The organism is Cellvibrio sp. ARAG 10.3 (assembly GCF_051846955.1).
Lineage (GTDB): Bacteria > Pseudomonadota > Gammaproteobacteria > Pseudomonadales > Cellvibrionaceae > Cellvibrio.
The window spans coordinates 81,980-107,890 of sequence record NZ_JBPYCU010000008.1 but is presented as its reverse complement, the minus strand read 5'-3'; the positions used below and the strand labels follow the sequence as shown (position 1 = coordinate 107,890).

21 protein-coding genes are annotated in these 25,911 nt (G+C 54.7%); 5 read left to right on the top strand and 16 right to left on the bottom strand.

Annotated elements, in window-relative coordinates; all coding sequences use genetic code 11:
- Positions 1 to 142 precede the first annotated feature (142 nt).
- From ACSV5M_RS11945 to ACSV5M_RS11915, 7 genes are all read right to left on the bottom strand, one after another.
- Positions 143 to 577 carry an HU family DNA-binding protein gene (locus tag ACSV5M_RS11945; protein ID WP_439176453.1) on the bottom strand — a complete coding sequence of 145 codons (435 nt, stop codon included), beginning with the start codon at positions 575 to 577 and terminating at the stop codon, positions 143 to 145.
- A 242-nt stretch (positions 578 to 819) separates the two neighbouring features.
- Positions 820 to 1,320 carry a hypothetical protein gene (locus tag ACSV5M_RS11940; RefSeq protein ID WP_439176451.1) on the bottom strand — a complete coding sequence of 167 codons (501 nt, stop codon included), beginning with the start codon at positions 1,318 to 1,320 and terminating at the stop codon, positions 820 to 822.
- Positions 1,317 to 1,796: a GNAT family N-acetyltransferase gene (locus ACSV5M_RS11935; RefSeq protein WP_439176450.1), complete on the bottom strand. Its 480-nt coding sequence runs from the start codon at positions 1,794 to 1,796 to the stop codon at positions 1,317 to 1,319. Before ACSV5M_RS11935 ends, ACSV5M_RS11940 begins: the two co-directional genes overlap by 4 nt.
- Positions 1,789 to 2,940, bottom strand: coding sequence for a JmjC domain-containing protein (locus ACSV5M_RS11930; protein WP_439176448.1), 1,152 nt, complete (start codon positions 2,938 to 2,940; stop codon positions 1,789 to 1,791). Before ACSV5M_RS11930 ends, ACSV5M_RS11935 begins: the two co-directional genes overlap by 8 nt.
- A gap of 38 nt (positions 2,941 to 2,978) precedes the next feature.
- Positions 2,979 to 3,863 carry a transglutaminase family protein gene (locus ACSV5M_RS11925; protein ID WP_439176446.1) on the bottom strand — a complete coding sequence of 295 codons (885 nt, stop codon included), beginning with the start codon at positions 3,861 to 3,863 and terminating at the stop codon, positions 2,979 to 2,981.
- Complete coding sequence (locus ACSV5M_RS11920) at positions 3,860 to 6,400, bottom strand: circularly permuted type 2 ATP-grasp protein (RefSeq protein WP_439176444.1); 2,541 nt, start codon at positions 6,398 to 6,400, stop codon at positions 3,860 to 3,862. The genes ACSV5M_RS11925 and ACSV5M_RS11920 overlap by 4 nt, the downstream gene beginning before the upstream one ends.
- Before the next feature lie 221 nt (positions 6,401 to 6,621).
- Positions 6,622 to 9,981 carry a DUF2126 domain-containing protein gene (locus ACSV5M_RS11915; RefSeq protein ID WP_439176443.1) on the bottom strand — a complete coding sequence of 1,120 codons (3,360 nt, stop codon included), beginning with the start codon at positions 9,979 to 9,981 and terminating at the stop codon, positions 6,622 to 6,624.
- A 366-nt stretch (positions 9,982 to 10,347) separates the two neighbouring features.
- On the opposite strand from ACSV5M_RS11915, the gene ACSV5M_RS11910 reads away from it, so the two are divergent.
- Entirely contained in the window at positions 10,348 to 11,205 is an 858-nt protein-coding gene (locus ACSV5M_RS11910) for a diguanylate cyclase (RefSeq protein ID WP_439176441.1), read from the top strand.
- A 154-nt stretch (positions 11,206 to 11,359) separates the two neighbouring features.
- Here the strand turns inward: ACSV5M_RS11910 and ACSV5M_RS11905 are convergent, their stop codons facing one another.
- The gene (locus ACSV5M_RS11905; RefSeq protein WP_439176440.1) at positions 11,360 to 12,106 is read right to left on the bottom strand and encodes a peptidase; all 747 of its coding nucleotides are present in this window, start codon (positions 12,104 to 12,106) and stop codon (positions 11,360 to 11,362) included.
- Between the two features lie 340 nt (positions 12,107 to 12,446).
- On the opposite strand from ACSV5M_RS11905, the gene ACSV5M_RS11900 reads away from it, so the two are divergent.
- Positions 12,447 to 13,820 carry a DUF945 family protein gene (locus tag ACSV5M_RS11900; protein ID WP_439176439.1) on the top strand — a complete coding sequence of 458 codons (1,374 nt, stop codon included), beginning with the start codon at positions 12,447 to 12,449 and terminating at the stop codon, positions 13,818 to 13,820.
- A 94-nt stretch (positions 13,821 to 13,914) separates the two neighbouring features.
- Here ACSV5M_RS11900 and ACSV5M_RS11895 read toward each other — a convergent pair whose 3' ends face one another.
- From ACSV5M_RS11895 to metG, 8 genes are all read right to left on the bottom strand, one after another.
- On the bottom strand, positions 13,915 to 14,760 hold the full coding sequence (locus ACSV5M_RS11895) for a mechanosensitive ion channel family protein (protein WP_439176438.1): 846 nt from the start codon (positions 14,758 to 14,760) through the stop codon (positions 13,915 to 13,917).
- 33 nt (positions 14,761 to 14,793) lie between these two features.
- Positions 14,794 to 15,513: an electron transport complex subunit E gene (locus ACSV5M_RS11890; RefSeq protein WP_439176437.1), complete on the bottom strand. Its 720-nt coding sequence runs from the start codon at positions 15,511 to 15,513 to the stop codon at positions 14,794 to 14,796.
- Entirely contained in the window at positions 15,506 to 16,195 is a 690-nt protein-coding gene (gene rsxG, locus ACSV5M_RS11885; RefSeq protein WP_439176435.1) for an electron transport complex subunit RsxG, read from the bottom strand. Before rsxG ends, ACSV5M_RS11890 begins: the two co-directional genes overlap by 8 nt.
- Positions 16,196 to 17,254, bottom strand: a complete 1,059-nt coding sequence (rsxD, locus tag ACSV5M_RS11880) for an electron transport complex subunit RsxD (RefSeq protein WP_439176434.1) — start codon at positions 17,252 to 17,254, stop codon at positions 16,196 to 16,198.
- Positions 17,255 to 17,330: 76 nt separating this feature from the next.
- Entirely contained in the window at positions 17,331 to 19,616 is a 2,286-nt protein-coding gene (gene rsxC / locus ACSV5M_RS11875) for an electron transport complex subunit RsxC (RefSeq protein ID WP_439176432.1), read from the bottom strand.
- Positions 19,616 to 20,236, bottom strand: a complete 621-nt coding sequence (gene rsxB, locus ACSV5M_RS11870; RefSeq protein WP_439176431.1) for an electron transport complex subunit RsxB — start codon at positions 20,234 to 20,236, stop codon at positions 19,616 to 19,618. The genes rsxC and rsxB overlap by 1 nt, the downstream gene beginning before the upstream one ends.
- 21 nt (positions 20,237 to 20,257) lie before the next feature.
- A complete protein-coding gene (rsxA, locus tag ACSV5M_RS11865) occupies positions 20,258 to 20,833 on the bottom strand; it encodes an electron transport complex subunit RsxA (RefSeq protein ID WP_087468760.1) in 576 nt (191 codons plus the stop codon).
- Between the two features lie 182 nt (positions 20,834 to 21,015).
- The gene (metG, locus tag ACSV5M_RS11860; protein ID WP_439176430.1) at positions 21,016 to 23,034 is read right to left on the bottom strand and encodes a methionine--tRNA ligase; all 2,019 of its coding nucleotides are present in this window, start codon (positions 23,032 to 23,034) and stop codon (positions 21,016 to 21,018) included.
- 265 nt (positions 23,035 to 23,299) lie between these two features.
- Here metG and ACSV5M_RS11855 point away from each other — a divergent pair, with 265 nt between their 5' ends.
- The 3 genes from ACSV5M_RS11855 to ACSV5M_RS11845 all read left to right on the top strand — a co-directional run bounded on the left by ACSV5M_RS11855 (position 23,300) and on the right by ACSV5M_RS11845 (position 25,911).
- Positions 23,300 to 24,214 (top strand): LysR family transcriptional regulator, encoded by a 915-nt coding sequence (locus tag ACSV5M_RS11855; RefSeq protein ID WP_439176429.1) that lies wholly within the window; start codon positions 23,300 to 23,302, stop codon positions 24,212 to 24,214.
- A gap of 121 nt (positions 24,215 to 24,335) precedes the next feature.
- Complete coding sequence (locus ACSV5M_RS11850) at positions 24,336 to 24,983, top strand: glutathione S-transferase family protein (protein WP_439176428.1); 648 nt, start codon at positions 24,336 to 24,338, stop codon at positions 24,981 to 24,983.
- Positions 24,970 to 25,911, top strand: a complete 942-nt coding sequence (locus tag ACSV5M_RS11845; protein ID WP_439176426.1) for a pyridoxamine 5'-phosphate oxidase family protein — start codon at positions 24,970 to 24,972, stop codon at positions 25,909 to 25,911. The genes ACSV5M_RS11850 and ACSV5M_RS11845 overlap by 14 nt, the downstream gene beginning before the upstream one ends.

Genomic DNA, 25,911 nt, shown 5'->3' with positions numbered 1-25,911 from the left:
GCTACAGGGATGTATTCATGCGTTTTCGAAACCAAGGCCCCTAATGACGAACGGACAACGAAGCACCTTTACCCGCATCACCGACCACAAATAAAAAACCCCGCAATTGCGGGGTTTTTTATTAACCAAAATCAGGCTGATATTAAAGCGCCATTTCTTTCAGTTTTTTCAGCGGGCGCACCTTGACGGATGTGCTGGCTGGTTTGGCTTTGAACATCACTTCTTCGCCAGTGAAAGGGTTAATACCCTTGCGCGCTTTGGTTGCCGGCTTCTTCACGGTGGTGATCTTTAACAGGCCAGGCAGTACAAACTCACCTACACCTTTTTTCTTAACGTGACCTTCAATAATGTTGGTCAGCTCGTCCAGAACAGACTGTACTTGCTTTTTGCTCAACTGAGTCGCATCAGAAATCTGAGTCAGCATCTGGGTTTTGTTTTGACGTTCTGCGATGGGCTTCACAACAGCAGGAGCAGCTTTGGCAGCAACTTTTTTAGCAGGCGCCTTGGCTGGTGCTTTTTTAGCGGCGGGCTTGGCTGCAGCTTTGGCTGGTTTTGCGGCTGGTTTTTTAGCGGCCATATTGGTTTCCTTTTAATTATTCACGTAAAACACACAAGGGTTAGCTGTGTGCAATAAAGGGTTGAATCGAAATACCTGACCATTGTTCAAACAGAAAGTTTTGTTGAAGGCGTCTTCAAAAAACCCTGTTTTTATAGGCTTAAATCGCCCACCACAAAGGTTGACGCTATATATATAGTATAAAAATTGAATCGGCAACAAAAAAGTAGCGTTTTTCCCGAAAAAAACACGGTTTTTGGCCATCAAATATGCAGTTGTTGAAGATCAGCTTCGGGTTCGGCGTACTGCCACAGATAATCAAAGGTTTCGCGCAGGCGTTTAACTTCAACAGCGGCTGCATAATTGGCGAAGCCGCGGTAGACCAGATCATCGTTCTTGAACAGCAAGCCGTCATTATCGCGCAACATAAAACCCATGTCGGTATTTTCTGGCTGGAGGGTTAATTTACGCAGTAACACTTTGCTGGATAACCGTTGGGATAAACGTGCCAGCTTGTGGCCCCGTTCAATTAACGGCTTCGTGTTTTTAACCAGCAGTTGTATTTGAGCGAAGCGGCTGCCGCGCACCAATTGCGAGAGCGCGCTGACAAATTCGTCTTGGTCGTAAAGTGGAAAATCCAGGTCGGTACTGAGGATGGCGATATGGCGGCGGGCATCTTTCGCCAGAGCCAGGGCGTGCTGCTGAAAGTCCGCACAATTTTCCAGCAAGATTAATTGGTCGCTGACGGAAGAAACCTGGCTCATGGTAAAGGCTCCTGATGGACGCGACCATACCACATCGTTATGTGGGGAATGCCGGCATCCATAAACTCTGTGCCTTGGGGCACAAAGCCGAGGTGTTGATAAAACGCCACCCGTGCCGTTTGTGCATGCAGATATAAACGGGCGTCGGGGGATTGGTGAAGGCACCAGTTCATCACATAAACCATCAATGTGCGGCCGACGCCTTGACCGCGATAGGCTTTTAATACGGCCACGCGCCCGATGTGATACAGGGGCCTTCCCTGTGTATCAGTTTCTACCAGCACACGTGCTGTCGCGATTGCCTTGCCGTCATCCAGATGGGTCATAAAATGCACGGCCGTTTCATCCAGCCCATCCCATTCATCTTGCGCAGAAACGTGTTGCTCATCGATAAAAACATGCGTGCGAATGTCGCGCAGCGCTCGCTGTGCTACTGGCCAGCTTACCTGCTGATGGTGATAGGCAAGGTTATTCATCCAGTAACAGGCTTTCCTGATGAATCAATGCGTTGAGCACGGGAAGATTGAGCGGGTCCTCAAGTAAAGGTTCCAGTGTGGCCCAGTCGATCTCGGTTACCTGGCACAGGGTTTCAGCCAGCTCGCGCGAGCAGCTGAAGGCTTGGCCATCAATAAACAATAAGGTTTTGGTCGGCAACGCATGGTAGGCGAAGCGTGCCGCAGGATGACGCCAGAGCAGGAGATTATCGTCGCGCATGGCGGCTTGCCAGTCGTCGGCTTCGATGGCCTCATCGTGTTCCATGTCTTCGGCGTATTTCCGTTCGGTCATGTGCTTGCCAAACCAGTGAGCGAGGTTTTCATCGGTCAACTGCGCCAGCAGAATATTCTTGAGTTGCTGTAGTGCCGTGTGGCTGATTTCGCCGGGATTGGTTTGCAGTGTCAGGTCGGGATCACTAAAACGGTGATCGTTAGTCAGGCGCGTAGCGATGTCCTGGGTTAATTCGCACAAAATATCCGCGTGGCTGGGCGCACGAAATCCGATGGAGTAGGTAATGCATTCGCCCTCGGCAATACCCCAATGAGCGACCCCCGGCGGAATGTACAGGATGTCGCCCGGTTCCAGCACCCATTCTTCTTCGGTATCAAATTGTTTGAGAATATTCAGCGAGGTGCCCGCGACCCGCTCGGAATGCACATTACAGGTTTGCCCGATACGCCAGCGACGCTTGCCCGCGCCTTGCAATAAAAATACATCGTAGTAATCAAAGTGCGGCCCGACGCTACCTTGATCCGGTGCGTAGCTGACCATGATGTCATCCAGGCGCCAGTTGGGAATAAAACGAAAGTGTTGCAGGAGTTCATGGACCTCTGGAACCCATTGGTCGACGGCTTGTATCAAAAGCGTCCAATGGGTTTCCGGTAATGTGGCAAAGGTTTTTTCATCGAAGGGACCATGGCGCAATTCCCAGGGCGTCTTGCCTTTTTCCAGCACCAGGCGCGACTCTACTTCTTCTTCCAGGGCCAGACCGGCCAGTTCATCGCCGTCCAGAGGCGAGACAAAACCGGGCAGGGCGTTGCGAATCAGCAGGGGTTTTTTCTGCCAGTAATCGCGCAGAAAATTTTCAACAGGCAAATCGCCCAGGTGGGTAAGTGGGTGAGTCATAGACATCTCGATCAGGGCAGTGAAACAGGACTGCGATTCTAATCGGCAAGACGCTGGACGTCGACAGAGACGGAGAGTGTATGTTGTTGTCCGCCACCAAAGATGATGCCTTTGAGTGGCGTCACATCGGAATAGTCGCGGCCCCAGGCGGTGGTGATATGTTGTTCACACGCCATCTTGTTATTGGTGGGATCGAATTCAAACCAGCCTTCGCCGGGAGAAAAAACAGCAAACCATGCATGGGTTGCGTCGGCGCCCACGAGTTTTTCCTGCCCCGGCGGGGGCAGGGTTTCCAGATAACCGCTGACATAACGCGCGGGGTAACCCAGCGAGCGCAGGCAACCGATAGCGAAATGTGCAAAATCCTGGCACACGCCACGCTTGTGTTTCAGCACATCGCTCAAGGGGGTGGCGACATCCGAGAAGCCGGGATCGTAGGTAAACTCGGTGTAAATTTTTTCGGTTAATTCCATCACCGCCGACAAAAACGGCCGGTCATCCACAAAAAGCGGCGCGGCATATTCAGCCAGGTCAGGGTGTTGCTGGACCATGGGCGAGTCCAGTAAAAATTCGCGCGCCGTGAGGCATTCCGGGTCCGCACTCTGGTGTAGCCGCTGTTTGCTGTAGGCGCAGGTGTTGCCGAAATCCAGGTTGCGGTTGATCGGCATTTCATCCACGCGGATGTGGCTGGTTACTTCAACCTCCAGTTCTGCATGGTCCTGCTCAATAGAAAATTGATAGAGCTGGTTACCGAAATAATCCGTGCGTGTATGACTGACCGAGGCGGCGGGCGAGGTCGCGATAGCGATAGTATCCAGCTGCTGGTTTGCGGTATTGCGCGGCACAACGTACGCAATATTGTGACAACTGCTGACCGGTTGTTCGTAGGTATATTTGGTCACATGACGCACGATAAATTTCACAGGTGATCCTGCCATTCCGTATTTTTTACCAGGAGTTGCGGACTTTGTGCATGATCAAAATAGCGCTGGCTGATTTCTTTACCAGCGGCTCCGACCAGGTAATGAGCGCGCGCCAGCAACTGATCCAATGGTTGGCGAATGGCACCGTTGCTTTCAGCCAACTGGGTCACGTCACTTAATTTCAGGGCGGTAGTGGCTTCGAGTAATAATTTGCGTTCCCGCGTCAGTAGGCCTTGGGTGTTGGGTAATTCCGCAAAATGATATTCGAGTTGTTCCAGTTGATAAATCAACGAACGGGGGTTGTTGCTATTAAGCACCAGCATCTCCAGTCCGTTTTCCATGGTGATGCCGTTCTGGTAACGCCGGCGATAGGGAATCAGCGCTTCGCCGCACTGCAAGGCGGATTCAATCAGGAGGTCTTGCGCTGAAGGATCAAATTTCGGCACCAACAGCGCGCGCAATAAACTGATGCTCTGCAAGGCGCGTTCCATACGGCGGCCCATTTCGATGAAGTGCCAACCGTGGCCGCGCAGCATACTTTCGTGAATCAAACCGGCGAGCGCCAGCAGGGTAGTAACCAGTGGATCAAGGGCTTCTTCCGGGGCGGAGAGCGCACCGGGTGTTAACGCGTTATTGAGCGTTTGCAATTCATCGCCGATATCGTTGATGACCCGCTGGGTATCACTGGAGAGTTGCTCCTTGACTTGCTCCGCCGCGTTGATCATCGCCGTTAAACTGTGGGCGACACTGCCGGTGCGATTCATGTCGAGCAGGATGGACAGCATCTCCGGCTCCGGGTCGCTGAACAATGTCGGATTTTCAGCCGCAAAGCCGGGGTAGGTGTAAGTTACGTGAGTCACGGCGCTCAGCAATGAACGATAAACCGGATCGGGCAGGCTTTCCGATTTATTCAATTGCATAAATACCGTGCGCAGTAAACGCAACGCGGATTCCGCCCGTTCGGCATAGCGGCCCATCCAGAATAAATTTTCCACCACCCTGCTGGGCAGCTCGCTGGTAATTTCCTGGGGCTGGTATTTTTCGCTGCTGCGCAAGGTAACCAGTTTTTCCGGTTCAGTGGCCAGCACCCAGGTATCTTTGGATACTGAGCCGCGCTGGTTGGAAATAATTTTTTCGGTGGTGTCGAGATTGACCCGCGTCAAACCGCCGGGCAATACCGCGTAAGAAGACTCGCTGGCCACCGCAAAGGTACGCAGGATAGTTGCGCGCGGCTGGATAGCTCCCTGATGCCAGGTGGGCGTATAGGCGCAGGGAATGTATTCCTGGGCCACGTATTGCAGCGGATTTTTGTGGAGGCGGTTTTTCCATGCCTGCAATTTTTTCTTATCCAGTTCAGCACCGTAAACTTCGTACAATCCCGGCCGCCGATAGGTGGGTTTAATCAACAGGTTGTGCAGATTGTTGCACACGTAATCCAGTTCCTCGGGGTTGCCGCACCACCAGGTGTTGACTGACTCCATTTGCAGATCACGGCCCAATAAATGGCGGGAAATCGCAGGCAGGTAACGCAGCCATGCCGGATTTTCCAGCACACTTGAGCCGAGCGGATTGGCGATGGCCACATTGCCCATACGCGCGGCATCCAATAAGCCGGGCACACCCAATTGGGAATCGCCTTTTAATTCCACCGGATCGCAATACACATCGTCGACGCGGCGCAGAATCACATCCACACGCTTTAAACCGTCCAGGGATTTCATCCACACATAACCGTCGCGCACGATCAGGTCTCTGCCCTGAACCAGATTGAATCCGAGATAGTTGGCGAGATAAGCGTGTTCAAAGTAGGTTTCGTTGTAGGCGCCGGGCGTCAGCACAACGATACGGGCAATGCCGCCGTTGGGGTTGAGATCCTGCAATTTCTGGCGCAGGCGGGCAAAAAATAACGAGAGGCGATGAACGTGGCTGTCGCGGAACAGGCTGGGAAACACGCGGCTCATCACCGTGCGATTTTCCAACGCATAACCGGCACCGGAGGGCGCCTGGGTCCGGTCTGCCATCACCTTCATGACGCCGTCAGGTCCACGGACCAGATCCACACCGTGCAGGATCAACTGCTGTTCGCCTTTCAATTTCAGGCCATTGCACGCCCGCAGGAAGCCGGCGTGGGCGTACAGCAGTTCCGGCGGAATGACGCGCTGTTTGATCAGGGAACGCGGCCCGTACACATCATCCAGAATCAGGTTAAACAATTCCGCCCGCTCAACCAGCGCACTTTCCACCTGGCTCCAGGCTTCACTGTCGATCAACAGGGGGATGGGGTTGAGTTGCCAGCTCTGGTTATTGGCGGGATCGTTGTAAACCTTATAGGTTGCGCCATCGTCGCGCAGGATACGTTGGGCTTTGATTTGCCGCTCTTCAATGCCGTCGAGGCCGAGGGTTTGCATGCTCTCCAGCAGGTAGCGCCAATGGGCGCGGATCTCGCCATCGGGTGAAAAGGCTTCGTCTACCCCCTGGTTGAGGAAGGGGTAATCAAGGCTGCGTGGGACAGCTTTCATCGGTTCGGATGGATTCATCGAATACATGACCTGGATACGGCTTGCCTGGGCGTGGCGTTAAATATTGCATTGTATGCTTTTTATACACGTAGTGCGGAGGATTGTGGCACGTTAATTGGAGCTTGCCTAATAGCTTCCGCACAATCAGTAGCGATTCGACCCGGGGTCGACAAACAGATTCAGCCCTGCGGTCAAAACCCCCATACCAGCGCGCGCTACCCCACAGAGCACTGCGGCGGTCAGCGGCGCAAATCCAGTGTGTACGGGTATTCATCGGCTGGTTCCTCCGGCGGCGGGGCCATCGGGCGCGGCGGGTGTTTGTGTTCAAAAAACTCCCGCAGAATCTTGCCCGCTGGCGTGGTCGGCAGGGGACCCGGTGTATGGCCAAAGTCAAAGAACCGGTTGCCGCGCCGGGATTCTGCTTCGTTGGCATTGACCGGAAACCGATCATAACTGCGTCCGCCGGGGTGGCTGACATGATAGGAGCAACCGCCGATGCTCTTCCCGTTCCAGGTATCGATCAAGTCAAAGGTCAGGGGTGAATGGATACCGATGGTGGGGTGCAGTGCCGAGGGCGGTTGCCAGGCGCGATAGCGAACCCCGCCGACAAACTCGCCCTGCTTGCCCGTGGCATTCAGACAGACCCTGCGGCCATTACAGGCGAGCAGGTAACGTCCCGGCGTCAGCCCGGTCACTTTCACTTGCAGGCGCTCCACCGATGAATCGACATAGCGCGCGGTACCGAAGCTGGTCACTTCCTCACCCAGCACATGCCAGGGTTCGATAGCCCAGCGCAATTCGATGGCGATATCGTCCAGTTGCACCCGGCCATAATGCGGAAAACGAAATTCCTCAAAGGCCGCCAGCCATTCCAGTTGGAAGGGATAACCCTGTTCATTGAGGTCATTGACCACATCGCGCAGGTCTTCCCACACATAGTGCGGCAGCATGAATTTGTCGTGCAGCAGGGTGCCCCAGCGCACCAGCGGCTGGTGGTAGGGTTTTTCCCAGAAGCGGCTGATCAGGGCGCGCAGCAGCAGTATCTGCACCAGCGACATACGCGCGTGGGGCGGCATCTCGAAGCCGCGAAATTCCAACAGCCCCTGGCGCCCGCTGGCGGTGCCGGGTGCGTAGAGTTTGTCGATACAGAATTCGGCGCGGTGGGTATTGCCGGTGATATCAATCAGCAGGTTGCGCATCAGTCGATCCACCAGCCAGGGCTGTTCGACGATACCGTCGGGCATGTGTTTGAAAGCAATCTCCAGTTCATACAAGGCCTCATCGCGGCCCTCATCCACCCGCGGTGACTGGCTGGTAGGACCTACAAACAAGCCGGAAAACAGGTAGGACAAACCGGGGTGGTGCTGCCAGAAGGTCACCAGGCTGCGCAGCAGGTCCGGTCTCCGCAGGAACGGACTATCGGTGGGTGTGGGGCCACCAAAGGTCACATGGTTACCGCCGCCGGTACCGGAGTGGCGGCCATCGAGCATGAATTTTTCGGTGGCCAGCCGGGCCTGGCGTGCATCTTCATAGAGCGCTTCGGTATTGGCAACCAGTTCCGGCCAGTTGGACACCGGATGAATATTCACTTCAATGACGCCGGGGTCCGGTGTGATCAGGAATTTTTTCAGGCGATGGTCTTTGGGCGGTTCATAACCTTCGATCACCACCGGCAGGCCCAAGGCACTGGCGGTATCTTCAATGGCTTCGATCAGCGCCACATAGTGTTCGAGGTAGGTCAGCGGCGGCATAAAGACATGCAGCCGGCCCTCGCGCGGTTCAAAGCAGAGGGCGGTGCGGATCGCATAGCCCGCCTCCAACGAGTTGTTAAAGCGTCGTTCGCCAGCGGTGGCACCACCGGTTTTCACATAAGCCTGCCCGGCATTCGCCAGTGGCGGGCGTTCCGCCAGGGGATCGGCCTCGGGCTGATATCGGTCATCGTCATGCTGCGGGGATTCCACTGAGCCGAGCGGCAGGCGCAGGCCGAGGGGCGAATCGCCGGGAACCAGCAGCAGGTATTCAGTGCGCAGTTGCCAGCGGCCGGTAATCCAGCGCTGTTGTGGAAAGTGCCACTCAATCGGCAGCACAAAACCGGTCGCTATGTTCAGGCCCCGTGTCAGCAGGCGAGCGAGGCGCCGCCGTTCCAGGCTGTCTTTCAGGTCTGCCTTGGTGGGGTCAACATCCGGGGGAAGTTGCTGCTCGGTCCACAGGTAATAGAGCGTGTCTTCATAGGCCGGCATCAGGTGTTCCGGGTTAACGCCGATACGCGCGCAAAAGGCATCCGCGAATTGGCGGGCGCCTCGATGATCAACATCGTAATCCTTATCCGCCCGCGCCAGATAGCGGTCATCGCGCCACAGGGGTTGACCGTCGGTACGCCAGAAACATCCCAATGCCCAACGTGGAATTTCCTCGCCGGGATACCACTTGCCTTGGCCGTAATGCAGCAAACTGCCGGGCGCAAACGTCTTGCGCATGCGCAGTAGCAGGTCTTTTGCCAATTTAAGTTTATCGGCGCCCAGGGCTTCGGTGTTCCATTGAGCGGATTCCATGTCGTCAATGGAAACAAAGGTAGGTTCGCCGCCGGTGGTCAGGCGGACGTCCTGCTGTTCGAGTTTCTGGTCTATCAAGGTGCCCAGCGCATTGATGGTAGCCCATTGTTCCTCTGTATAGGGCTTGGTCACGCGCGGATCTTCCAGGATGCGGAAGACTTCATTGTGGTAGCTAAAGGTGACTTCACACTTGCTGGTGGCACCGGTGACTGGTGCCGCGGATATCGGGTCCGGGGTGCAGGCCAATGGAATATGACCTTCGGCGGTCAGCAAGCCTGATGTGGGGTCCAATCCGATCCAGCCTGCGCCGGGAATAAACACCTCGGCCCAGGCGTGCAGGTCGGTGAAGTCCTGCTCCGGCCCGCTGGGGCCATCGAGCGCCTTGATGTCAGCGGTGAGCTGCACCAGATAACCGGAAGCAAAACGGGCGGCGAGCCCCAGGTGACGCATCAATTGCACCAGTAGCCAAGCGGTATCCCGGCAGGAACCTTTGGCCAGGGTCAAGGTTTCCTCACAGGTTTGAATGCCCGGCTCAAGCCGCACACCGTAGCCGATGTCTTGTTGCAAGCGTTGATTGACCGCCACCAGGAAATCGTTGATGTGCCAGGGCGTTTCCGCGCGCGCCTTGGCGGTCAGTTGGTCGTAGATCTCTTCTCGCAGAGCCGTCAGTTTTGGCCCGGATTCCGTTACTTCCAGATAGGGCACCAGTTCGCGCCGCAACTGCTCATCGTAGGCAAACGGATAGAACTCCGCGTAATCCTCCACAAAAAAATCGAAGGGGTTGATGGAGGTCATATCGGCAATCACTTCCACCGTAAACGTCAGGTGTGTGGTCGGTTCAGGAAAGACCAGGCGCGCCTGGAAATTGCCGAAAGGATCTTGCTGCCAGTTGATAAAGTGCTCCGCCGGCTCGACCTTGAGCGAATAGCTGTGGATCCTGGTGCGGCTGTGGGGCGCCGGGCGCAAGCGCAGCACATGGGGGAAGAGGGTGGTCAGGCGATCAAAGGCATATTCGGTCTGATGGTGGATTGCCACGCGGATGGCCATAGGAATTTCCCTTGTACTCAGTTCAACGGTTAGATGAGCGCTGGTTTGGTCGCAGGTGCTCAGGTGCCTTGCATTATCCTGGTGCAGTAAACACCCCACCGATGAAGCCTTGATGATGTGTGCCGCCGTTAAGCTTTGACCAAAGCGCACGATTGCGCAACGCCTTCCTGACGCTAGCAATAACCACACCACCCGTAGGTCGGATTAGCCAACGGCGTAATCCGACAATGACTCGCCTGGGTTACGCGCACCCCAAGCCAATCCAGACGACGCTTATCGCACTTGTATACTACAATTCATAGAAATTCCCGCGCGCCCGTCGCGAGTTGCTCCATGCCCATACCCATAAATAGAGGCAGTACACACATGATAAGAAGAGTTTGTTGTTTATTCCTGATTACCCTTATCTGCACCACCGCCACTGCCGATGAACAGGTCATCCGGGTCAATAACTTCAGCGATCCCAATGCCGCCTACGCGATCAACATGCTGCGCCTGGCACTAAGCCATATCGATAAACCCTACCGCATTGACATCAGCACCAACGACATGACCCAGGCGCGGGTGAACGAAGAAGTACGCATCGGCGGAAATCTCGACCTTGCCTGGACATCCTCCGACGCCAGGATGGAAGCCACCGTTCTACCGATTCGCATTCCCTTATTCAAAGGGCTGTTGGGTTACCGCATCCTGATAATCAATAAACATGACCAGGCGAAATTCGATCGGGTGAACACCCTGGAGGATTTAAAACAATTAACCTTCGGGCAGGGGCGCACCTGGGCCGATACCAATATCCTGGAATCCAATGGTTTTACCGTCATAAAAACCAATAAATACCCGAGTCTGTTTCATATGGTTGAAGGAGGACGCTTCGACGCATTTCCGCGCGGCGTGCACGAACCTTTCGGCGAACTTGCGCAACGGCCCGAGTTGGAGCTGGCGGTGGAGAAGAATCTCATGCTGGCATACAAGATGCCGTTCTATTTATTTGTGTCAAAAAATAATCCGGGGTTGGCAAACGACATTGAGACCGGCTTTAACCATGCCATTGCCAACGGCAGCTTCGATGAAGCGTTTATGAACGCGCCGGAAGTGAAGGATGTAATCGAAAAAGCCAATATGAAAAACCGCAAGGTGTTTTATATCGACAATCCGACATTATCCCCCGAGACACCCTTGGATCGGGCGGAGTTGTGGTTTGATCCGAAGGATTTGCCGTGAGGAATGGTTGTAGAGAACAGAATTACCCAGGGTTTGCGAAGCGGTGTGCGAGACGCGCCGTGAATCCATCCATGGAGGCTCAGCACCGACATCCTGTCGGTGATGGTCTCGCACACCGCTTCGCAAACCCCGCCCACCATCGGAGTATCAACATTTAGTTTTGAACATACCCATCGTTTGTTTGTATTGGCCAATTCACCGCCGGGAGTTGTAAAAACGCTTCCGCAATACGTGCATCCCAGGAACGTTTTAATTCGCGCAGGTATTCATCGTCTTCATCAAAACGGTTGTGTTGCAACACAAAGCTGTCTGTCTGGCACATCATAATTTCAATGGGCGGGCCGACAGTCAGGTTGGAGCGCATAGTGGAGTCCATGGATACCAGTGCGCAAAGGGCGGCGGTATCCAGGGTCGTTTGCGGCTGGAGGATACGGTCCAGAATCGGCTTGCCGTACTTGCTTTCGCCGATTTGCAGATAAGGCGTGTCGGTGGAGGTGGTGATGTGGTTGCCCTGCGGGTAGACCAGCATCAGACGCGGCTTATCGCCGAAGATCTGCCCGCCGAGGATAAAACTCGCTTCAAAGGTGGCCACGTTGCCGGCGTTGTGTTTTTCCTGTTCGGTGCGGTTTATCTCGCCCACGTAATCGGCGGCGTCGTCCATGGTCTGGACGTTGCCGAGATTGATCGGCGCGAGTTCCTTGATGTCTTTCTTTATGCGCGAGATAACCGCCTGGGTGGTGGCGAGGTTGCCGGCTGAGAGGATGGCGAACTGACGTTGGCCATCTACGCCGAAGCGGTACATCTTGCTGTAGGTGCTGACCTGGTCTACCCCCGCATTTGTGCGCGAGTCAGAACAGAACACCAGTCCGGCGTCAACGGTAATGGCAACACAATAAGTCATGGCGAGGGCAACCCTGGGGCAAAAAGGCTGATTAGGGTAAGAGCAGTGCAGGGCAGCGTCAAGGCTAATCTGCCGCGACATGTACCGGCTATTCGCCGGTGGCTTTTCCATCTTTGGCCGCTCATTCTTTGTGCGGTCTTTGTGCTGGCGGCGGCGCTGGTCTCAAGCAGCTAAAGGCCTGGAGTCACAAAAATCATCTCCCGTATCAGTTGTACCTTTTCCCCCCCGGCCTTTTCCGGTATAACGTTGCGCCGTTGCCAGCGTAGAAATGCGCCTGCACACTTGGGCTTATGCCTCTTCTTTTGACGCTATCTTCGCTCACTTACCGAAAGGAATGATGATGAAAAAACTTGCAGGAATTCTGATTCTTATCGCTTTGTATGCCGGTGCAGCTTTTTATACCGGTTATCAGGGCGAGAAAAATATTCGCCAACAATTTGCATTAAGCCAGCAACAGTCTGAAGCCCAGGGCGTTCAACTGGAACTTAATCGTTATGAACGCGGTGTGTTCTTCAGCGAAGTTGAGTTTACGGCGACTTATGCGGTTGCCGGGCTTCCGGGTGATGGTTTTAGCTTGTCCAGTACTTCGCGTGTACAGCATGGTCCTTTGCTGTTCCTGGGTAAGGTAGGGGTCGGGCTATTCTCCTCTGTCTCGACCGTGAAAATAGTGACGGGTGATGCAGAGGCGGATCAAAAGCTCGCGGGCATCTTCGGTGAAAGTATCGGCGAAATTGTCACCCTGGGCCATTTCAACAACAGTTACACCTCGACTTGGACCGTGCCGGCAATTGAATACAGTGATGAAGGCGATGCGCTGCGCATTGATGGCCTCAACCTGACCGTGAACGGTACCTACACCGAGATGGACATGACCGGTTCAATTGATGTGGGCGCGATGGATATGGCTCTGGCTGATGGAACACACATCACCACAACACCCCTGACCGGTACTTTCGATGTGGAAAATATTGCCGAGCTGGTCAATATCTCCAATATGAACCTGGCAATGGCCACGATTACCTTTCGCAATGCGGCGATGGTGAGCGGTTCAATCGAACAAATTAAGGTTGTGCAAACGCAAAAGCTGGTTAATGAAAAAATCGATACCTTTGTCAGTTTGTCCGCAGCCAAGGTAAATGGCCCGCTGGAAATTACCGCACTGCATTACGACATTACCCTTAACCAACTGGACCCGGCCGCGATTCAAAAGTGGGCCGAGATTGCGAAAACCCTGCAAGCCGATCCGGAAGCCGCTATGGCCGACAACAGTCAAGCCATGACTGAGCTGATGAACATCGCGTTGCAGGAAGGATTGCAATTCAAACTGGCAGTGGGCGCCGACTTTATGGGCGGTAGCGCGAAGATGGATTGGGTGGCAGATTACCAGCCATTAACGGATGGCCGTACGATAAACAGCATTGTTGATCCTCTGGATTACCTGTTGCTGGTCAACAGTGATTTGAAGATTAACGTCTCCGAATCCATTGTGATGCAAACACCGCTGGTGATGATGGTTGGCCAATACATGGATACCTACATTACGCAAGACGGCGACCAATACGTGATGCACGCGACCTTGAAAGACGGTGTTGTAAAAGTCGGCAATACCCAGATACCACCAGAGATGTTGCTGGCGTTGCTTCCAGCCCTGGGCGGTGCTGAACCGCAGCAACCGGCGTTTGATGATTCCGGAACAGTTTACGATAACGAGTAATAAAAAAGCCGCGCACTGCGCGGCTTTTTTGTATTCGGAGGTCGGATTAGCCGCAAGGCGTAATCCGACAAACCCCCGGTTTATTTTTGAACGTTTATTCTTTCTTCTTTGGCTCCCCTTCCTCAACCGGTTTAATCCAGTGCACATCCATTTGCGGGAAGGGAATAGAAATACCGTTCTCATCGAAAGCCAATTTGATCTTTTCTGTTAAATCAAACTTTACCGGCCAGAAATCTTCTGTCCTCACCCAAGGCCGCACCACAAAATTAACGCTATGGGCTCCGAGTTCGGATACGGCAATCACCGGTTCCGGTTCCGTCAATACTCTCTCATCAGCGCTGACAATAGCGGCAATAACATTGCGTGCTTTTTTGATGTCATCGCCGTATCCAATACTGAACACCATGTCGACACGGCGGGTCTGACGGGCGGAGTAATTAATGATGTTGCCGCTGTAGATGGCTCCATTAGGTACAATCACTTCTTTATTATCAGGGCTGCGCATAATCGTGGAAAAAATATGTATCTTCTCCACTAATCCCATAGTGCCTGCGGCCTCCACAAAATCACCGGATTTAAACGGACGAAATACAAGCAGCATAAACCCTGCCGCAAAGTTTTGCAGGGAACCCTGCAGAGCCAGACCAATGGCAAGACCCGCCGCACCCAGCACAGCAATTACCGAAGTTGTATTTACGCCCAACTGATCAAGCACCGCAACGATCACAAAAATCAATAATGCGGCGCGCACCAGTTGCTGGACAAATTCCACCAGAATGGCGTCCCACTTGGTATGGGCAAGCGCCTTGCTTACAAGGGAACTAACTATACCCACGATGATGCGGCCGATGAAAAATATCAGTAGCGCGACGAGAATGTTTATACCCCAGGGTATAACGTAGATATCCACGATTTGCATGACTTCTTCTTCGTATTTCATGAGGAATCCCTCTGGTGGTTAAATTCAGGATGTTCAGGCAATACTGCCGGTGGTCCGCACCCGCTTGCTACCTTTGACCGGTTTTGCTCTGCGCGCTTCAGCCCGCCGTTTGATTTCACCGTCGATCAGATTTTTTAACGCAATCAGAAAACCGGTCACGATAAAAGCGCCGGGAGGCAAAACAGCGAGTAAGAAACCAGGATAGCGATTACCGAATACATTCAGTGTCCAGTCGCGGGCAATGTCACCAAATAATAAATGCATATCAACAAACAAGGTGCCATTGCCCAACAGCTCACGGATACCCCCGATAGCCACCAGTACCAGTGCAAACCCCATCCCCATGGTAAAACCGTCGACGATGGACGGCAGTAAACGGTTTTTACTCGCAAAAGCATCGGCCCGGCCCAGCACCGCACAGTTGGTTACGATCAGCGGAATAAAGATACCGAGGATTTGATAAAGCTCGTAAGTAAACGCCTTCATTAATAATTCAATACAGGTCGTCAGGGACGCAATGATCATCACAAACGCCGGCAGGCGTACGGCGTCGCTGACCTTGGTGCGAATCAGCGAAACAATGGTATTGGAGGAGGTGAGTACCAGCAACGTAGCCAGCCCGAGCCCGAGCCCATTGACCACCGAACCGCTGACGGCCAGCAGCGGACACAAGCCGAGCAATTGCACCAGCGCGGCGTTATTGCCCCAGAGGCCTTTCCGGGTGATCTCTTTGTAATTAACGGAGTCACTCATGGGGGCGTTCCTGTGATGTGGGAGTTTCTGTAGCAGTGTCACTGCCGGTCTTTTCAGCTTTAGCACCCAGGGACAGGATTTCATCCCCGGCTTCGACAAATTCCAATACGCGGCGCACCTGATTGACCACCGCCCGCGGCGTAATGGTAGCGCCAGTGAATTGATCAAATTCGCCGCCGTCTTTTTTGACCGCCCAATCCGCCGGGGCGGGCGCCGTCAGGGATTTACCGTTAAAGGATAAAATCCAGTCGCTTTTTTTCAAGTCCACTTTATCGCCCAGGCCCGGCGTTTCATTGTGAGCCAACACCCGCACACCGGCCACAGAGCCGTCGCGGTTGATGCCGACAATCATACGGATATCACCGCTGTAACCATCCGGCGCAACGGCAGGGATGATCATCGCCACCACCTGGCCATTCTGGCGGGCAATATGTATCTCACCGCCTTTTTTCAATCCCAACAGGTGCCAGGCATTTTCCGGTACCGGAAGCGTATCCAGCAGCAGATCATTGTCGTGGCGTGAGCGCGGAACAATTTCAAACAGGGCTTTTTGTTGCGCGGCGCGTTCGGCTTTCTGGATGCGTTCCCTGGTACCTTCGTTGGTTAACGCCAGGCCGCCAGCGGCAATCAGCGCAAAGACGGCGAGCAATAAACTGTTCTTGCTGATGGAGGCGCCTAACATCTATTCCTCCTTCTCGGTTGCGCGGCGGGCTTTGGTGTGGCCATAGGTACGTGGCAAGGTGTAGTAATCAATGAAAGGTGCGGCAAAATTCAGCAGCAACACAGCGAAGGCGACCGCATCAGGATAATTACCCCAGTGACGAATGACAAACACCAGCACACCGATAGCCGCGCCGTAGATGATCCGTCCCTTTTTACTGACCGCAGAGCTGACTGGATCAGTCACAATAAAAAACGCACCCAGCATGGTGGCGCCGGACAACAAATGAAACAGGGGCGAACCGCCACTGCTGGAGCTGCCACCGTCGTGAAAGAGTGCCGCCATCAATGTCAGTGCCACAAGCATGCTGACCGGCGCGTGCCAGGTAAATACGCGCTGGCTTAAGAGAAAAATACCGCCGATCAAAAAGCCGATATTGACCCACTCCCAGCCTGCACCCGCGAAAGTCCCCGTGCTAAACACCGGTTCATTGGCGTAAACGTCAGCAACCAATAAGCTGGAATTCTGTTTCATCACATCCAACGGCGTTGCTGCGGTATAGCCATCAATCGGTGTACCTAACCAGATTTTCTGCAGGCTATCGATAATGCCCGGTAAGGATTCACCAGCGTCCAGCATCGTCGAGGGCGCAGCCCATTGTGTCATCTCTACCGGAAAGGAAATCAGCAGGATGACATAACCGACCATCGCTGGATTAAACGGGTTGAAACCCATACCGCCATAGAGTTGTTTCGCGAGGATGATGGCACAGAGACTGCCGACCACCACGATCCACCAGGGGCAATAAGGCGGCAGGGAAAGGCCGAGTAAAACACCGGTGACCAGGGCGCTGTAATCGCGCAGATAAAACATCACCGGGCGGCCGCGCAGTTTTATTGCCAGTGCTTCAAAGCCGACGCAGGCGAGGCAGGCCAACAATACATTTGCAATAACGCCCATCCCAAAAAACCACACCAGTGCGAGAAAGCCTGGCAGGGTAGCGAGAATCACCAGCCGCATTAAATGACCGGTTGAGTGCCCTTTGTGGGCATGGGGCGAGGTAACTTTCAATAACGCCATCAACAATCTCGATGCATGATTTGAATTTGGGGCATTGTCGGATTACGCCGCTGTGCGGCTAATCCGACCTACAGGTTTACGCGTCTTGCAGTTCTTTGTGTTTTTCTTCGAGTTTTGCAACGCCGGTGCGGAAGGCTTCAATGTTTGGATCATTGTCCGCTTCGGCTTTGGCCAATCGGTCGCGCGCTTTTTGTAAACGGGTTTCCAGGGATTTCAGTTGTTCCGCGCGTTTTTCTGCATCGCTCATGTTCGCCAGCGCCGCTGCTTTGGCCTTGGCTTTTTCAATGGCGATGTCTGCCGCACTTTGTTCGACAGAGGGAGCAGTGGTTTCTGTGGCCGGTGTTGTTGCGGTCAACTGTGCGAGTTCGGCTTCTGTTTCTGCAATTTTTTGTTGCAGTTTTTCTACGCCTTGCTGCAAGGCATCAGCGGTAGCACTGCCTTCGGCTTGGGCGGCGGCCGCTTTTTCCCGGGCTTTGGCGAGGCGCGATTGCAACGACTCTAACGTCGTGCGCAGCTTTTCGTTCGGTGCCATGGTCAGTTTTGCCTGCGCGCGCGCGATGGCGGCGGCAACCGGGTCTCCGGCGCTGGCGGGCGTGGCTGCCGGCGTAACATCTTGTGTTGCCATAAAATCAGCGAGTTTTTTCTCCGCCTCATTGACTTTTAATTCGGCTTGCTTGATCCGCGCTTGCTGCTTTTCCAATTGTTCCGGCGTAACCACTGCGCCTTCTTCATTCGGCACTAATGGCTGACGCGCATGTTCAAGGCTGTTTTGTGCAGCGGCGAGCATACGTTCAAGTTTGGCTTTTTGTTCGTCCGGTGTTTGCTGCACGGCGCGGGCTTTGGCTACGGCCTCGGCGACAACGGCAGTTTGCGGCGCCGGTGCTGCAGCTTTTTCGGCGAGCTTTTGTTTTGCTTCTTCAGCGGCCTGTTTGCGTGCCAGACGTTTAGCTTCTTTTTCCGCTTCTTCTTTTGCGATACGTTGCTGCCGGAATTCAAACCGACGGCGTGAGCGATCGGATTTTTCCTTTTCCAATTCGTGCTGGCGAATTGTGCCCTTGGCCGCGCGGTAATACTGCACCAGGGGAATATTACTCGGGCACACATAAGAGCAGGCACCGCATTCGATGCAATCGAACAGGTTGTGCGCTTGCAGTTTTTCCATATCTTCCGCCTGCGCATACCAGAATAATTGCTGCGGTAGCAAACTGGCGGGGCAGGCTTCTGCGCACAGGCCGCAACGAATACAGGCTTGCGCCGGCGGTGGCGGTGGCAATTCTTTTTTTGTGGGAGCGAGGATACAGTTGGTGGTTTTAATCACCGGCACGCTGGGGTTCGGCAAGGTAAAGCCCATCATCGGGCCGCCCATGATCAGGCGTGAGGCTTGCTTCGCATCAAAACCGTGTTGGGCAAGAACATAGTCAATCGGCGTACCGATGCGTACTTCTACATTGCGCTGAATGTCCAGTGACTCACCAACAACGGTCGTAATGCGGGAAATCAGCGGCTCACCATAACGCACTGCCCGCCAGGCCGCTGCAACGGTGCCGACGTTGAGGCAAATAACGCCGATATAGGCGGAATGGTGGTCGGTGGGAATTTCGCGTCCGGTCAGGATCTGGATGATTTGCTTGGCACCGCCAGACGGATACTTGGTTGGAAAAGCCACCACCTGTACCCGCGTGCCTTGCGCCGCTTTTTGCAGGGCCGCCAGGGCTTGGGGTTTATTGTCTTCCAGGCCGATGACCAGGTCTTTGGGCTCATGCAGCAGGTGGCTGACCATCAGGGTTCCCGCGATGATTTCCTCGGCGCGGGTTTGCATCAGGATGTCATCGGCGGTGATATAGGGTTCGCACTCGGCGCCGTTGATGATCAGGATATCAATCACTTCAGTGGAGCGCGGGTTGAGTTTTACCGCCGTGGGAAAACCCGCGCCGCCCAGACCGGCTACCCCGGCCAGGCGGATTTTATCTTGCAGGGCGGTCTTGTCGAGTGCGTGATAATCCTCGCAGGGATTTAGCGGCACCCACTCATCCTTGCAGTCCGTCTCGATCACGATACAGGTATCGCTCATCCCGGAAGGATGGGTCAGGACGCGATCTTCAATTGCCACCACGGTGCCGGAGCTGGGCGCGTGGATATTAGCACTGAAGACGCCATTGGCGGCAGCAATCAGTTGCCCGGTCAGTACGCGCTCACCTACGCTGATCACCGGTGTGGCCGGTTCACCGATATGTTGGCTCACGGGTACGACCAACTGGGGCGGCAAAGGCACGGAACCCAGCGGCAGACGCAGGGATTGTTCTTTATGCTCGGGCGGGTGAATTCCGCCGGGGATTTCCCGGATTTTGATCAGGCTGGTCATTAAGCGGCTTTACCTGTTGGCTGATCCTGCGAGTCGCGGTCGGTGGCGATGATGCTGGCGTTGATGGCGGGCAATTCCCACTTCCACTCTTTAACGCCGGTTTCCACCGGGATCATGTCAATACAATCCACGGGGCAGGGTTCCACACACAAATCGCATCCGGTGCATTCATCGGCAATCACCGTATGCATCTGCTTGGCGGCACCGAGGATGGCATCCATCGGGCAAGCCTGGATGCACTTGGTGCAGCCGATGCACTCGTCTTCCCGGATAAACGCGACTTTTTTGACTTCGGACTCTTCGCCGTGCTCTTCGTCGAGGGTCGGCGCGGGTATAGCGAGCAGGTCCGCCAGGGCGTTGATGGTGGTTTGGCCACCGGGAGGGCACTTATTGATGGCATCGCCGCCGGCAATAGCCTGGGCGTAAGGTCGACAACCGGGATAACCACACTGGCCGCACTGGGTTTGCGGCAGCAGGTTATCGATCTGGTCGACGATGGGGTCGCCTTCGACTTTAAATTTCACTGCCGCAAAACCCAGGATTGCACCAAATAGCGCAGCCAGACCGATCAGGGCGACCAGCGCAGCGATAATAGGATTCTGGACAATCAGTTCAAACATAATCGGCGTTACATCTCCGGCCTATACAAGGCCACTGAAACCCATAAAGGCAAGGGACATTAATCCGGCGGTGATCATACCGATGGCGGCGCCTTTGAATGGCACGGGCACATCGGCCACGGCCAGGCGTTCGCGCATGGCCGAGAACAGGATCAATACAATGGAAAACCCTACCGCGCCGCCAAATCCATAGAGGGTGGATTCCCAGAAACTGTGGGTTTTGTTGATATTCAACAAGGCCACGCCCAACACCGCGCAGTTCACGGTAATCAGCGGCAGGAATACCCCGAGGATGCGGTACAGCAGCGGACTGGTTTTTTCCATAAACATCTTGGTGAACTGCACGACAGCCGCGATCACCAATATAAAAGAAATTGTGCGCAGGTAATCCAGGCCCAGGGGCGCAAGAATCCAGGTGAATACCAGGTAGGTGCAGATAGAGGCGAGCGTCATGACGAAGGTGGTCGCGCCAGCCATACCGATGGCCGATTCCAGTTTGTTGGACACGCCCATAAACGGGCACAGCCCCAGGAACTGGACCAGCACAAAGTTGTTCACCAGGATGGTGCCGAGCATGATGACGGCAAATTCGGTCATGGAATCTCTACCTGTTGGCTGACGCCTGAAATTTCAGGGGCGCATTATCGTAAAGCAGCGGCACGGGATCAATCCAAAACCCGGTTTATTTGGGAATATGCTTGAAACTTGTGGCGATAATGCGTTTACCGGCCCTCGATGTCGGATTACGCCTTTGGCTAATCCGACCTGCGGGTGTGGTGTTACATAACACGTTGGCCGGGCTTGGCGCCGCTGTGGGGTTCGAGCAGGTATAAGTCACTGCCACCCGGGCCAGCTGCCAGTACCATGCCTTCGCTCATGCCAAACTTCATCTTGCGCGGCTTGAGGTTGGCTACCACCACGGTGAGCTTACCCACCAGATCCTCGGGTTTATACGCCGCTTTGATGCCGGAGAAGACATTGCGTGTCTCTCCGCCCAGGTCTAGGGTCAAGCGCAGGAGCTTGTCAGAACCTTCCACATGTTCGGCGTTGGCGATCAACGCGATGCGCAGATCCACCTTGGCGAAATCGCCAAACTCAATCTCGGCGGCAATCGGGTCATCTGTCAACGGCCCACTGGCTTTGGGCGCGGCACTGGCGAGGGCTTCTTTGCTGGCTTCGAGCATGGCGTCCACCTTGTCTTTTTCAACGCGGGTTAGCAACGGCACAAAGGTGTTGATCTGATCGCCACCGCGGAACTGCACTGGCGCTGTCCAGCTCAGGGTTTCGCCCAGGAATTCTTCGGCCTTGGTTGTCAGTGCTGGCAATACCGGTTTGAGGTAGGTCAGCAGGGCGCGGAACATATTGATGCCCAAGGTGCAGACATCCAGCGTGTATTGTTCCTGACCGGCTTGCTTGGCCAGCTTCCAGGGTTCCTGGGTGGCGATGTATTCGTTAGCGGCGTCAGCCAGCGCCATGATTTCACGCATGGCTTTGCTGAAATCCCGCGCTTCGTAATGAGCCGCGATGGTAGCCCCCGCATCCACGAATTTTTCCCATAGGGCCGGGTCAGCGACTGCGGTCGACAAGGTGCCGCCCGCGTTGTTGATGAACTTGGCGGTGCGGCTGGCGATGTTAACCACTTTGCCCACCAGATCGCTGTTGACGCGCTGGATAAAGTCCTCGAGGTTCAAGTCGAGATCGTCCACCGCGCTGGTCAGCTTGGCAGCGAAGTAATAGCGCAAATATTCCGGATTCAAATGATTGAGGTAGGTGCGCGCATTAATAAAGGTCCCGCGCGATTTACTCATCTTGGTGCCATTAACCGTCAGGAAGCCGTGCACACAGATTTTGGTGGGGGTGCGCAACTTGGCCGAATGCAACATGGCTGGCCAGAAGAGGGCGTGGAAGTTAACGATATCCTTACCGATAAAATGATAAACCTCTGCCGTGGAATCCGGCTTCCAGTAGTCCTGCCAATCAATGCCGTGTTGGTCGCCGTAATGTTTCAGGCTGGCGATATAGCCGATAGGCGCATCCAGCCAAACATAAAAGTATTTGCCTGGTTGATCGGGAATTTCAAAACCGAAGTAGGGCGCATCGCGGGAGATATCCCACTCCTGCAAACCGGCATCCAGCCACTCGGCCATCTTGTTTGCCACTTCATCCTGCAAATGGCCGGCGCGGGTCCAGTCTTTCAGGAAGTCGCTGAACGCGGGCAAGGTAAAGAAGAAATGTTCGGAGTCTTTGGCAATCGGTGTCGCGCCGGAGATGGCCGACTTGGGGTTGATCAAATCCATGGGCGAATAGGTCGCACCACACTTCTCACAATTGTCGCCGTACTGGTCTTCCGATTTGCATTTGGGGCAAGTGCCTTTGATGTAGCGATCCGCCAGGAACAGGTTTTTTTCCGGGTCATAGGCTTGGGTAATACTGCGGGTCGCGATGTGGCCATTGGCCAGCAAACGCTGATAGATCATGGTCGACAGTTCGCGATTTTCTTCACTGTGCGTCGAGTGGTAATTATCAAAGCCAATCAGGAAGTCGGCGAAATCCCGCTCGTGTTCCGCTTTGACATTGGCGATTTGTTGCTCAGGGCTGTGACCCAGCTGTTCCGCTTTCAGCATGATGGCGGTGCCGTGCGCATCGTCGGCGCAGACATACAAACAATCTTCACCGCGCAGCTTCTGGAAGCGAACCCAAATATCGGTCTGGATATATTCCACCAGGTGGCCGAGATGAATAGAGCCGTTGGCGTAGGGCAGGGCACTGGTAACAAGAATTTTACGAGCTTGGGTCATAGGTCTGGGTGTCTATCCACGATTTGTTTTACAACACAGTTTGTTTTTACAAGAGGGCGCGACGGAAATCGTCAGCTCCCGCGATGACAAGGGTTGTCACCGATCAGCTGGCGGCCAGCTGGCAAAAAGGAGGCGCACTATAGCATTTTTGCCCTGAGATATCAGTTGCTCTGGCCGGACCGGAAGCGCTGATCGATACCCGGCAAAAAGGCATTGCAGATATTCCGGCGGCGGTTAACACTCGCCTGTTCTTGGTAGAGGGGGAATGTCGGTGGATCGGTTTCAGGAAATGCAGGTATTTGTCGCCGTGGCAGAAGAGGAAAGCTTCGCTGCAGCGGCCAGGCGTTTGGACACGTCGGCGGCGAGTGTCACGCGAGCGGTGGCCGCGCTGGAAGCGCGCTTGGGCATTATGTTGCTGTCGCGCACCACGCGTCGTGTTTATGTCTCTGAAGCGGGTCAGCGTTACCTGGACGATTGTCGCCGGATCCTTGCCGAATTAACCGAAGCGGAGGAGTCCGCAGCGGGCAGTTATGCCATAGCCCGTGGTCAATTGACGATGACGGCTCCGGTGTTATTTGGCGAACTGTATGTCACACCCTTGATGGTTGATTACCTCAATGAACATCCGCAAGTCAGTATCAAAGCCCTGATGCTTGACCGGGTCGTCAACATGCTCGACGAGGGGGTTGATGTGGCTGTGCGTATCGGGCACCTGCCAGACAGTGGACTTTATGCGGCGCGTGTGGGAAGTGTCAGGCGTGTGGTGTGTGCCGCACCGGCATTTCTTGAGCGCCAGGGGCGCCCTGAACACCCTGACCAGCTGCGTGACCAGTCAGCCGTAGTCATCGCCAGCAGTCCTTTGCTCGCCAGGTGGCAGTTCAAAACAGACACCGGCCCCATTGCATTTCTGCCGCCATCGCGCTTGGTGGTGACGGCAAATCAGGCGGCGATCAGCGCGGCTGTTGCTGGCTGGGGGTATACCTGCGTACTTTCCTACCAGGTCGCCCGGCAGGTCGCGAAGGGTGAACTGGAGATCGTGCTACACGAGTATGAGTTGCCCCCTTTGCCGATCCATGTGGTGTATCACGGAGGTGCAAAGATATCGGCGAGAGTGCGTACCTTTGTTGACTATTGTGTGGCACGTTTGCGCGCCGACCCTGCGCTGCAATATTCCACCTGATCAGGTTGTCGCCGCGCATTCTTGCAGAGAGTGAAATAGTCTTTTGCAGAAACTGGCCATTCTCTGTGGCGACCCTGTCTTCCACAATGGCTCCAACAACCATCGCGTTAAGGAGCCGAGTATGTCAGTCAAACCCATCAAACTTTATCGTCATATCCTGTCCGGTCATTGCCATCGTGTTGAATTGATGTTGTCCCTGCTGGGGATTCCAGTGGAGTTGATCGACGTGGATCTGGCGAATCGCGCGCACAAGCAGCCGGCGTTTCTACAGTTAAATACGTTTGGTCAGGTGCCGGTCATTGATGATGACGGCGTGATTCTTGCTGACTCCAATGCAATTCTGGTGTACCTCGCCAAACGATACGCGCCGGGTAAGTGGTTGCCGGAAGATCCGGTGAGCGCCGCCAACATCCAGCGATGGTTGTCGGCGGCGGCGGGACCCTTGGCCTTTGGCGCTGCACGCGCGCGTCTGATTACGGTATTTGGTGCGCCGTACAATTCGCAAGAAGTCATCGGTGCTGCGCACGCATTGTTATCAGTGATGAACACAGAATTATTGCGCGGTGCGTTCCTCATCGGCGATCAACCAACCATTGCGGACATCGCTGGCTATAGCTATATCGCTCACGCACCGGAAGGCAATGTCTCACTGCAGGATTACCCCCAGGTGCGTGCCTGGCTGCAACGTATTGAAGCCTTACCCGGTTTTACGCCAATGAAAAAAAGCGCGGCCGGTTTGAATGCGGGAACGAACGATGGACATCAATGATCCCTGGCATGACGGCGAGCGTCAGCTGCAACAGCTGGTCGGCATGGCGGACAAGATGAAACAGGTGGGCGCGCGGGTCATTCGCGATTATATGCCCGATCAACACCGGGATTTTTTTCACCAGTTGCCGTTCATGATAGTGGGCAGCGTCGATGCGCACGATGAGGTGTGGGCGAGTATTCTGACCGGCGCTCCCGGCTTTGCTGTCTCGCCTGATCCTCGTCATTTGCGCATTAACACCATGCCTGCAGCGGCGGACCCTGCGAGCAAGAATCTGCGTCAGGGTGCGGCGCTGGGGATGCTGGGGATCGAGCTTCACTCGCGGCGGCGCAATCGCGTCAACGGGACCGTTCATCAGTGTGATGACCAGGGGTTTGAGCTGGTGGTTGAGCAGTCATTTGGCAATTGTCCGCAGTATATTCAGAAGCGCGATCTATCCTGGGTGCAGAACGACAATGGTGTAATACCCTCGCCGGTAGTTGCGCACGAATTGCATGATGGCGCGCGCCGGATGATTCGCCAGGCTGATACATTTTTTGTGGCGAGTTACGTGGATCAACCGGCGCGCTCAGTGGATGTTTCTCACCGGGGTGGTCAGGTGGGTTTTGTCAAGGTAGAACACAACCGTCTCACCATTCCGGATTTCTCCGGTAACTTTCATTTCAACACCTTGGGTAACTTAAGGGTCAATCCCCGGGCGGGGTTGCTATTTATTGATTTTGTCACTGGTGATTTATTGCAGTTAACGGGCGACACTGAACTGGTGTTGTCGGGGCCGTCGGTTGCCGCCTTCAAAGGTGCCGAACGCCTGTGGCATCTTGAGGTAAAACAGATGATCTATCGGCCCGCCGCCTTGCCACTGCGTGGATCTTTCGCGGAGTGGTCCCCGAAAAGTCTACAAACCGGCACCTGGCATGCGGCCAGGTGA

What these genes read in the sequence shown, in the direction of transcription:
- ACSV5M_RS11845 (WP_439176426.1), top strand. Translation starts at nt 24,970, where the DNA reads ATGGACATCAATGATCCCTGGCATGACGGCGAGCGTCAGCTGCAACAG.
- ACSV5M_RS11920 (WP_439176444.1), bottom strand. Translation starts at nt 6,400, where the DNA reads ATGAATCCATCCGAACCGATGAAAGCTGTCCCACGCAGCCTTGATTAC.
- ACSV5M_RS11940 (WP_439176451.1), bottom strand. Translation starts at nt 1,320, where the DNA reads ATGAGCCAGGTTTCTTCCGTCAGCGACCAATTAATCTTGCTGGAAAAT.
- rsxA (WP_087468760.1), bottom strand. Translation starts at nt 20,833, where the DNA reads ATGACCGAATTTGCCGTCATCATGCTCGGCACCATCCTGGTGAACAAC.
- ACSV5M_RS11850 (WP_439176428.1), top strand. Translation starts at nt 24,336, where the DNA reads ATGTCAGTCAAACCCATCAAACTTTATCGTCATATCCTGTCCGGTCAT.
- rsxB (WP_439176431.1), bottom strand. Translation starts at nt 20,236, where the DNA reads ATGTTTGAACTGATTGTCCAGAATCCTATTATCGCTGCGCTGGTCGCC.
- ACSV5M_RS11895 (WP_439176438.1), bottom strand. Translation starts at nt 14,760, where the DNA reads ATGAAATACGAAGAAGAAGTCATGCAAATCGTGGATATCTACGTTATA.
- rsxD (WP_439176434.1), bottom strand. Translation starts at nt 17,254, where the DNA reads ATGGCGTTATTGAAAGTTACCTCGCCCCATGCCCACAAAGGGCACTCA.
- ACSV5M_RS11915 (WP_439176443.1), bottom strand. Translation starts at nt 9,981, where the DNA reads ATGGCCATCCGCGTGGCAATCCACCATCAGACCGAATATGCCTTTGAT.
- metG (WP_439176430.1), bottom strand. Translation starts at nt 23,034, where the DNA reads ATGACCCAAGCTCGTAAAATTCTTGTTACCAGTGCCCTGCCCTACGCC.
- ACSV5M_RS11900 (WP_439176439.1), top strand. Translation starts at nt 12,447, where the DNA reads ATGAAAAAACTTGCAGGAATTCTGATTCTTATCGCTTTGTATGCCGGT.
- rsxC (WP_439176432.1), bottom strand. Translation starts at nt 19,616, where the DNA reads ATGACCAGCCTGATCAAAATCCGGGAAATCCCCGGCGGAATTCACCCG.
- ACSV5M_RS11945 (WP_439176453.1), bottom strand. Translation starts at nt 577, where the DNA reads ATGGCCGCTAAAAAACCAGCCGCAAAACCAGCCAAAGCTGCAGCCAAG.
- ACSV5M_RS11905 (WP_439176440.1), bottom strand. Translation starts at nt 12,106, where the DNA reads ATGACTTATTGTGTTGCCATTACCGTTGACGCCGGACTGGTGTTCTGT.
- rsxG (WP_439176435.1), bottom strand. Translation starts at nt 16,195, where the DNA reads ATGTTAGGCGCCTCCATCAGCAAGAACAGTTTATTGCTCGCCGTCTTT.
- ACSV5M_RS11930 (WP_439176448.1), bottom strand. Translation starts at nt 2,940, where the DNA reads ATGACTCACCCACTTACCCACCTGGGCGATTTGCCTGTTGAAAATTTT.
- ACSV5M_RS11855 (WP_439176429.1), top strand. Translation starts at nt 23,300, where the DNA reads ATGTCGGTGGATCGGTTTCAGGAAATGCAGGTATTTGTCGCCGTGGCA.
- ACSV5M_RS11910 (WP_439176441.1), top strand. Translation starts at nt 10,348, where the DNA reads ATGATAAGAAGAGTTTGTTGTTTATTCCTGATTACCCTTATCTGCACC.
- ACSV5M_RS11935 (WP_439176450.1), bottom strand. Translation starts at nt 1,796, where the DNA reads ATGAATAACCTTGCCTATCACCATCAGCAGGTAAGCTGGCCAGTAGCA.
- ACSV5M_RS11890 (WP_439176437.1), bottom strand. Translation starts at nt 15,513, where the DNA reads ATGAGTGACTCCGTTAATTACAAAGAGATCACCCGGAAAGGCCTCTGG.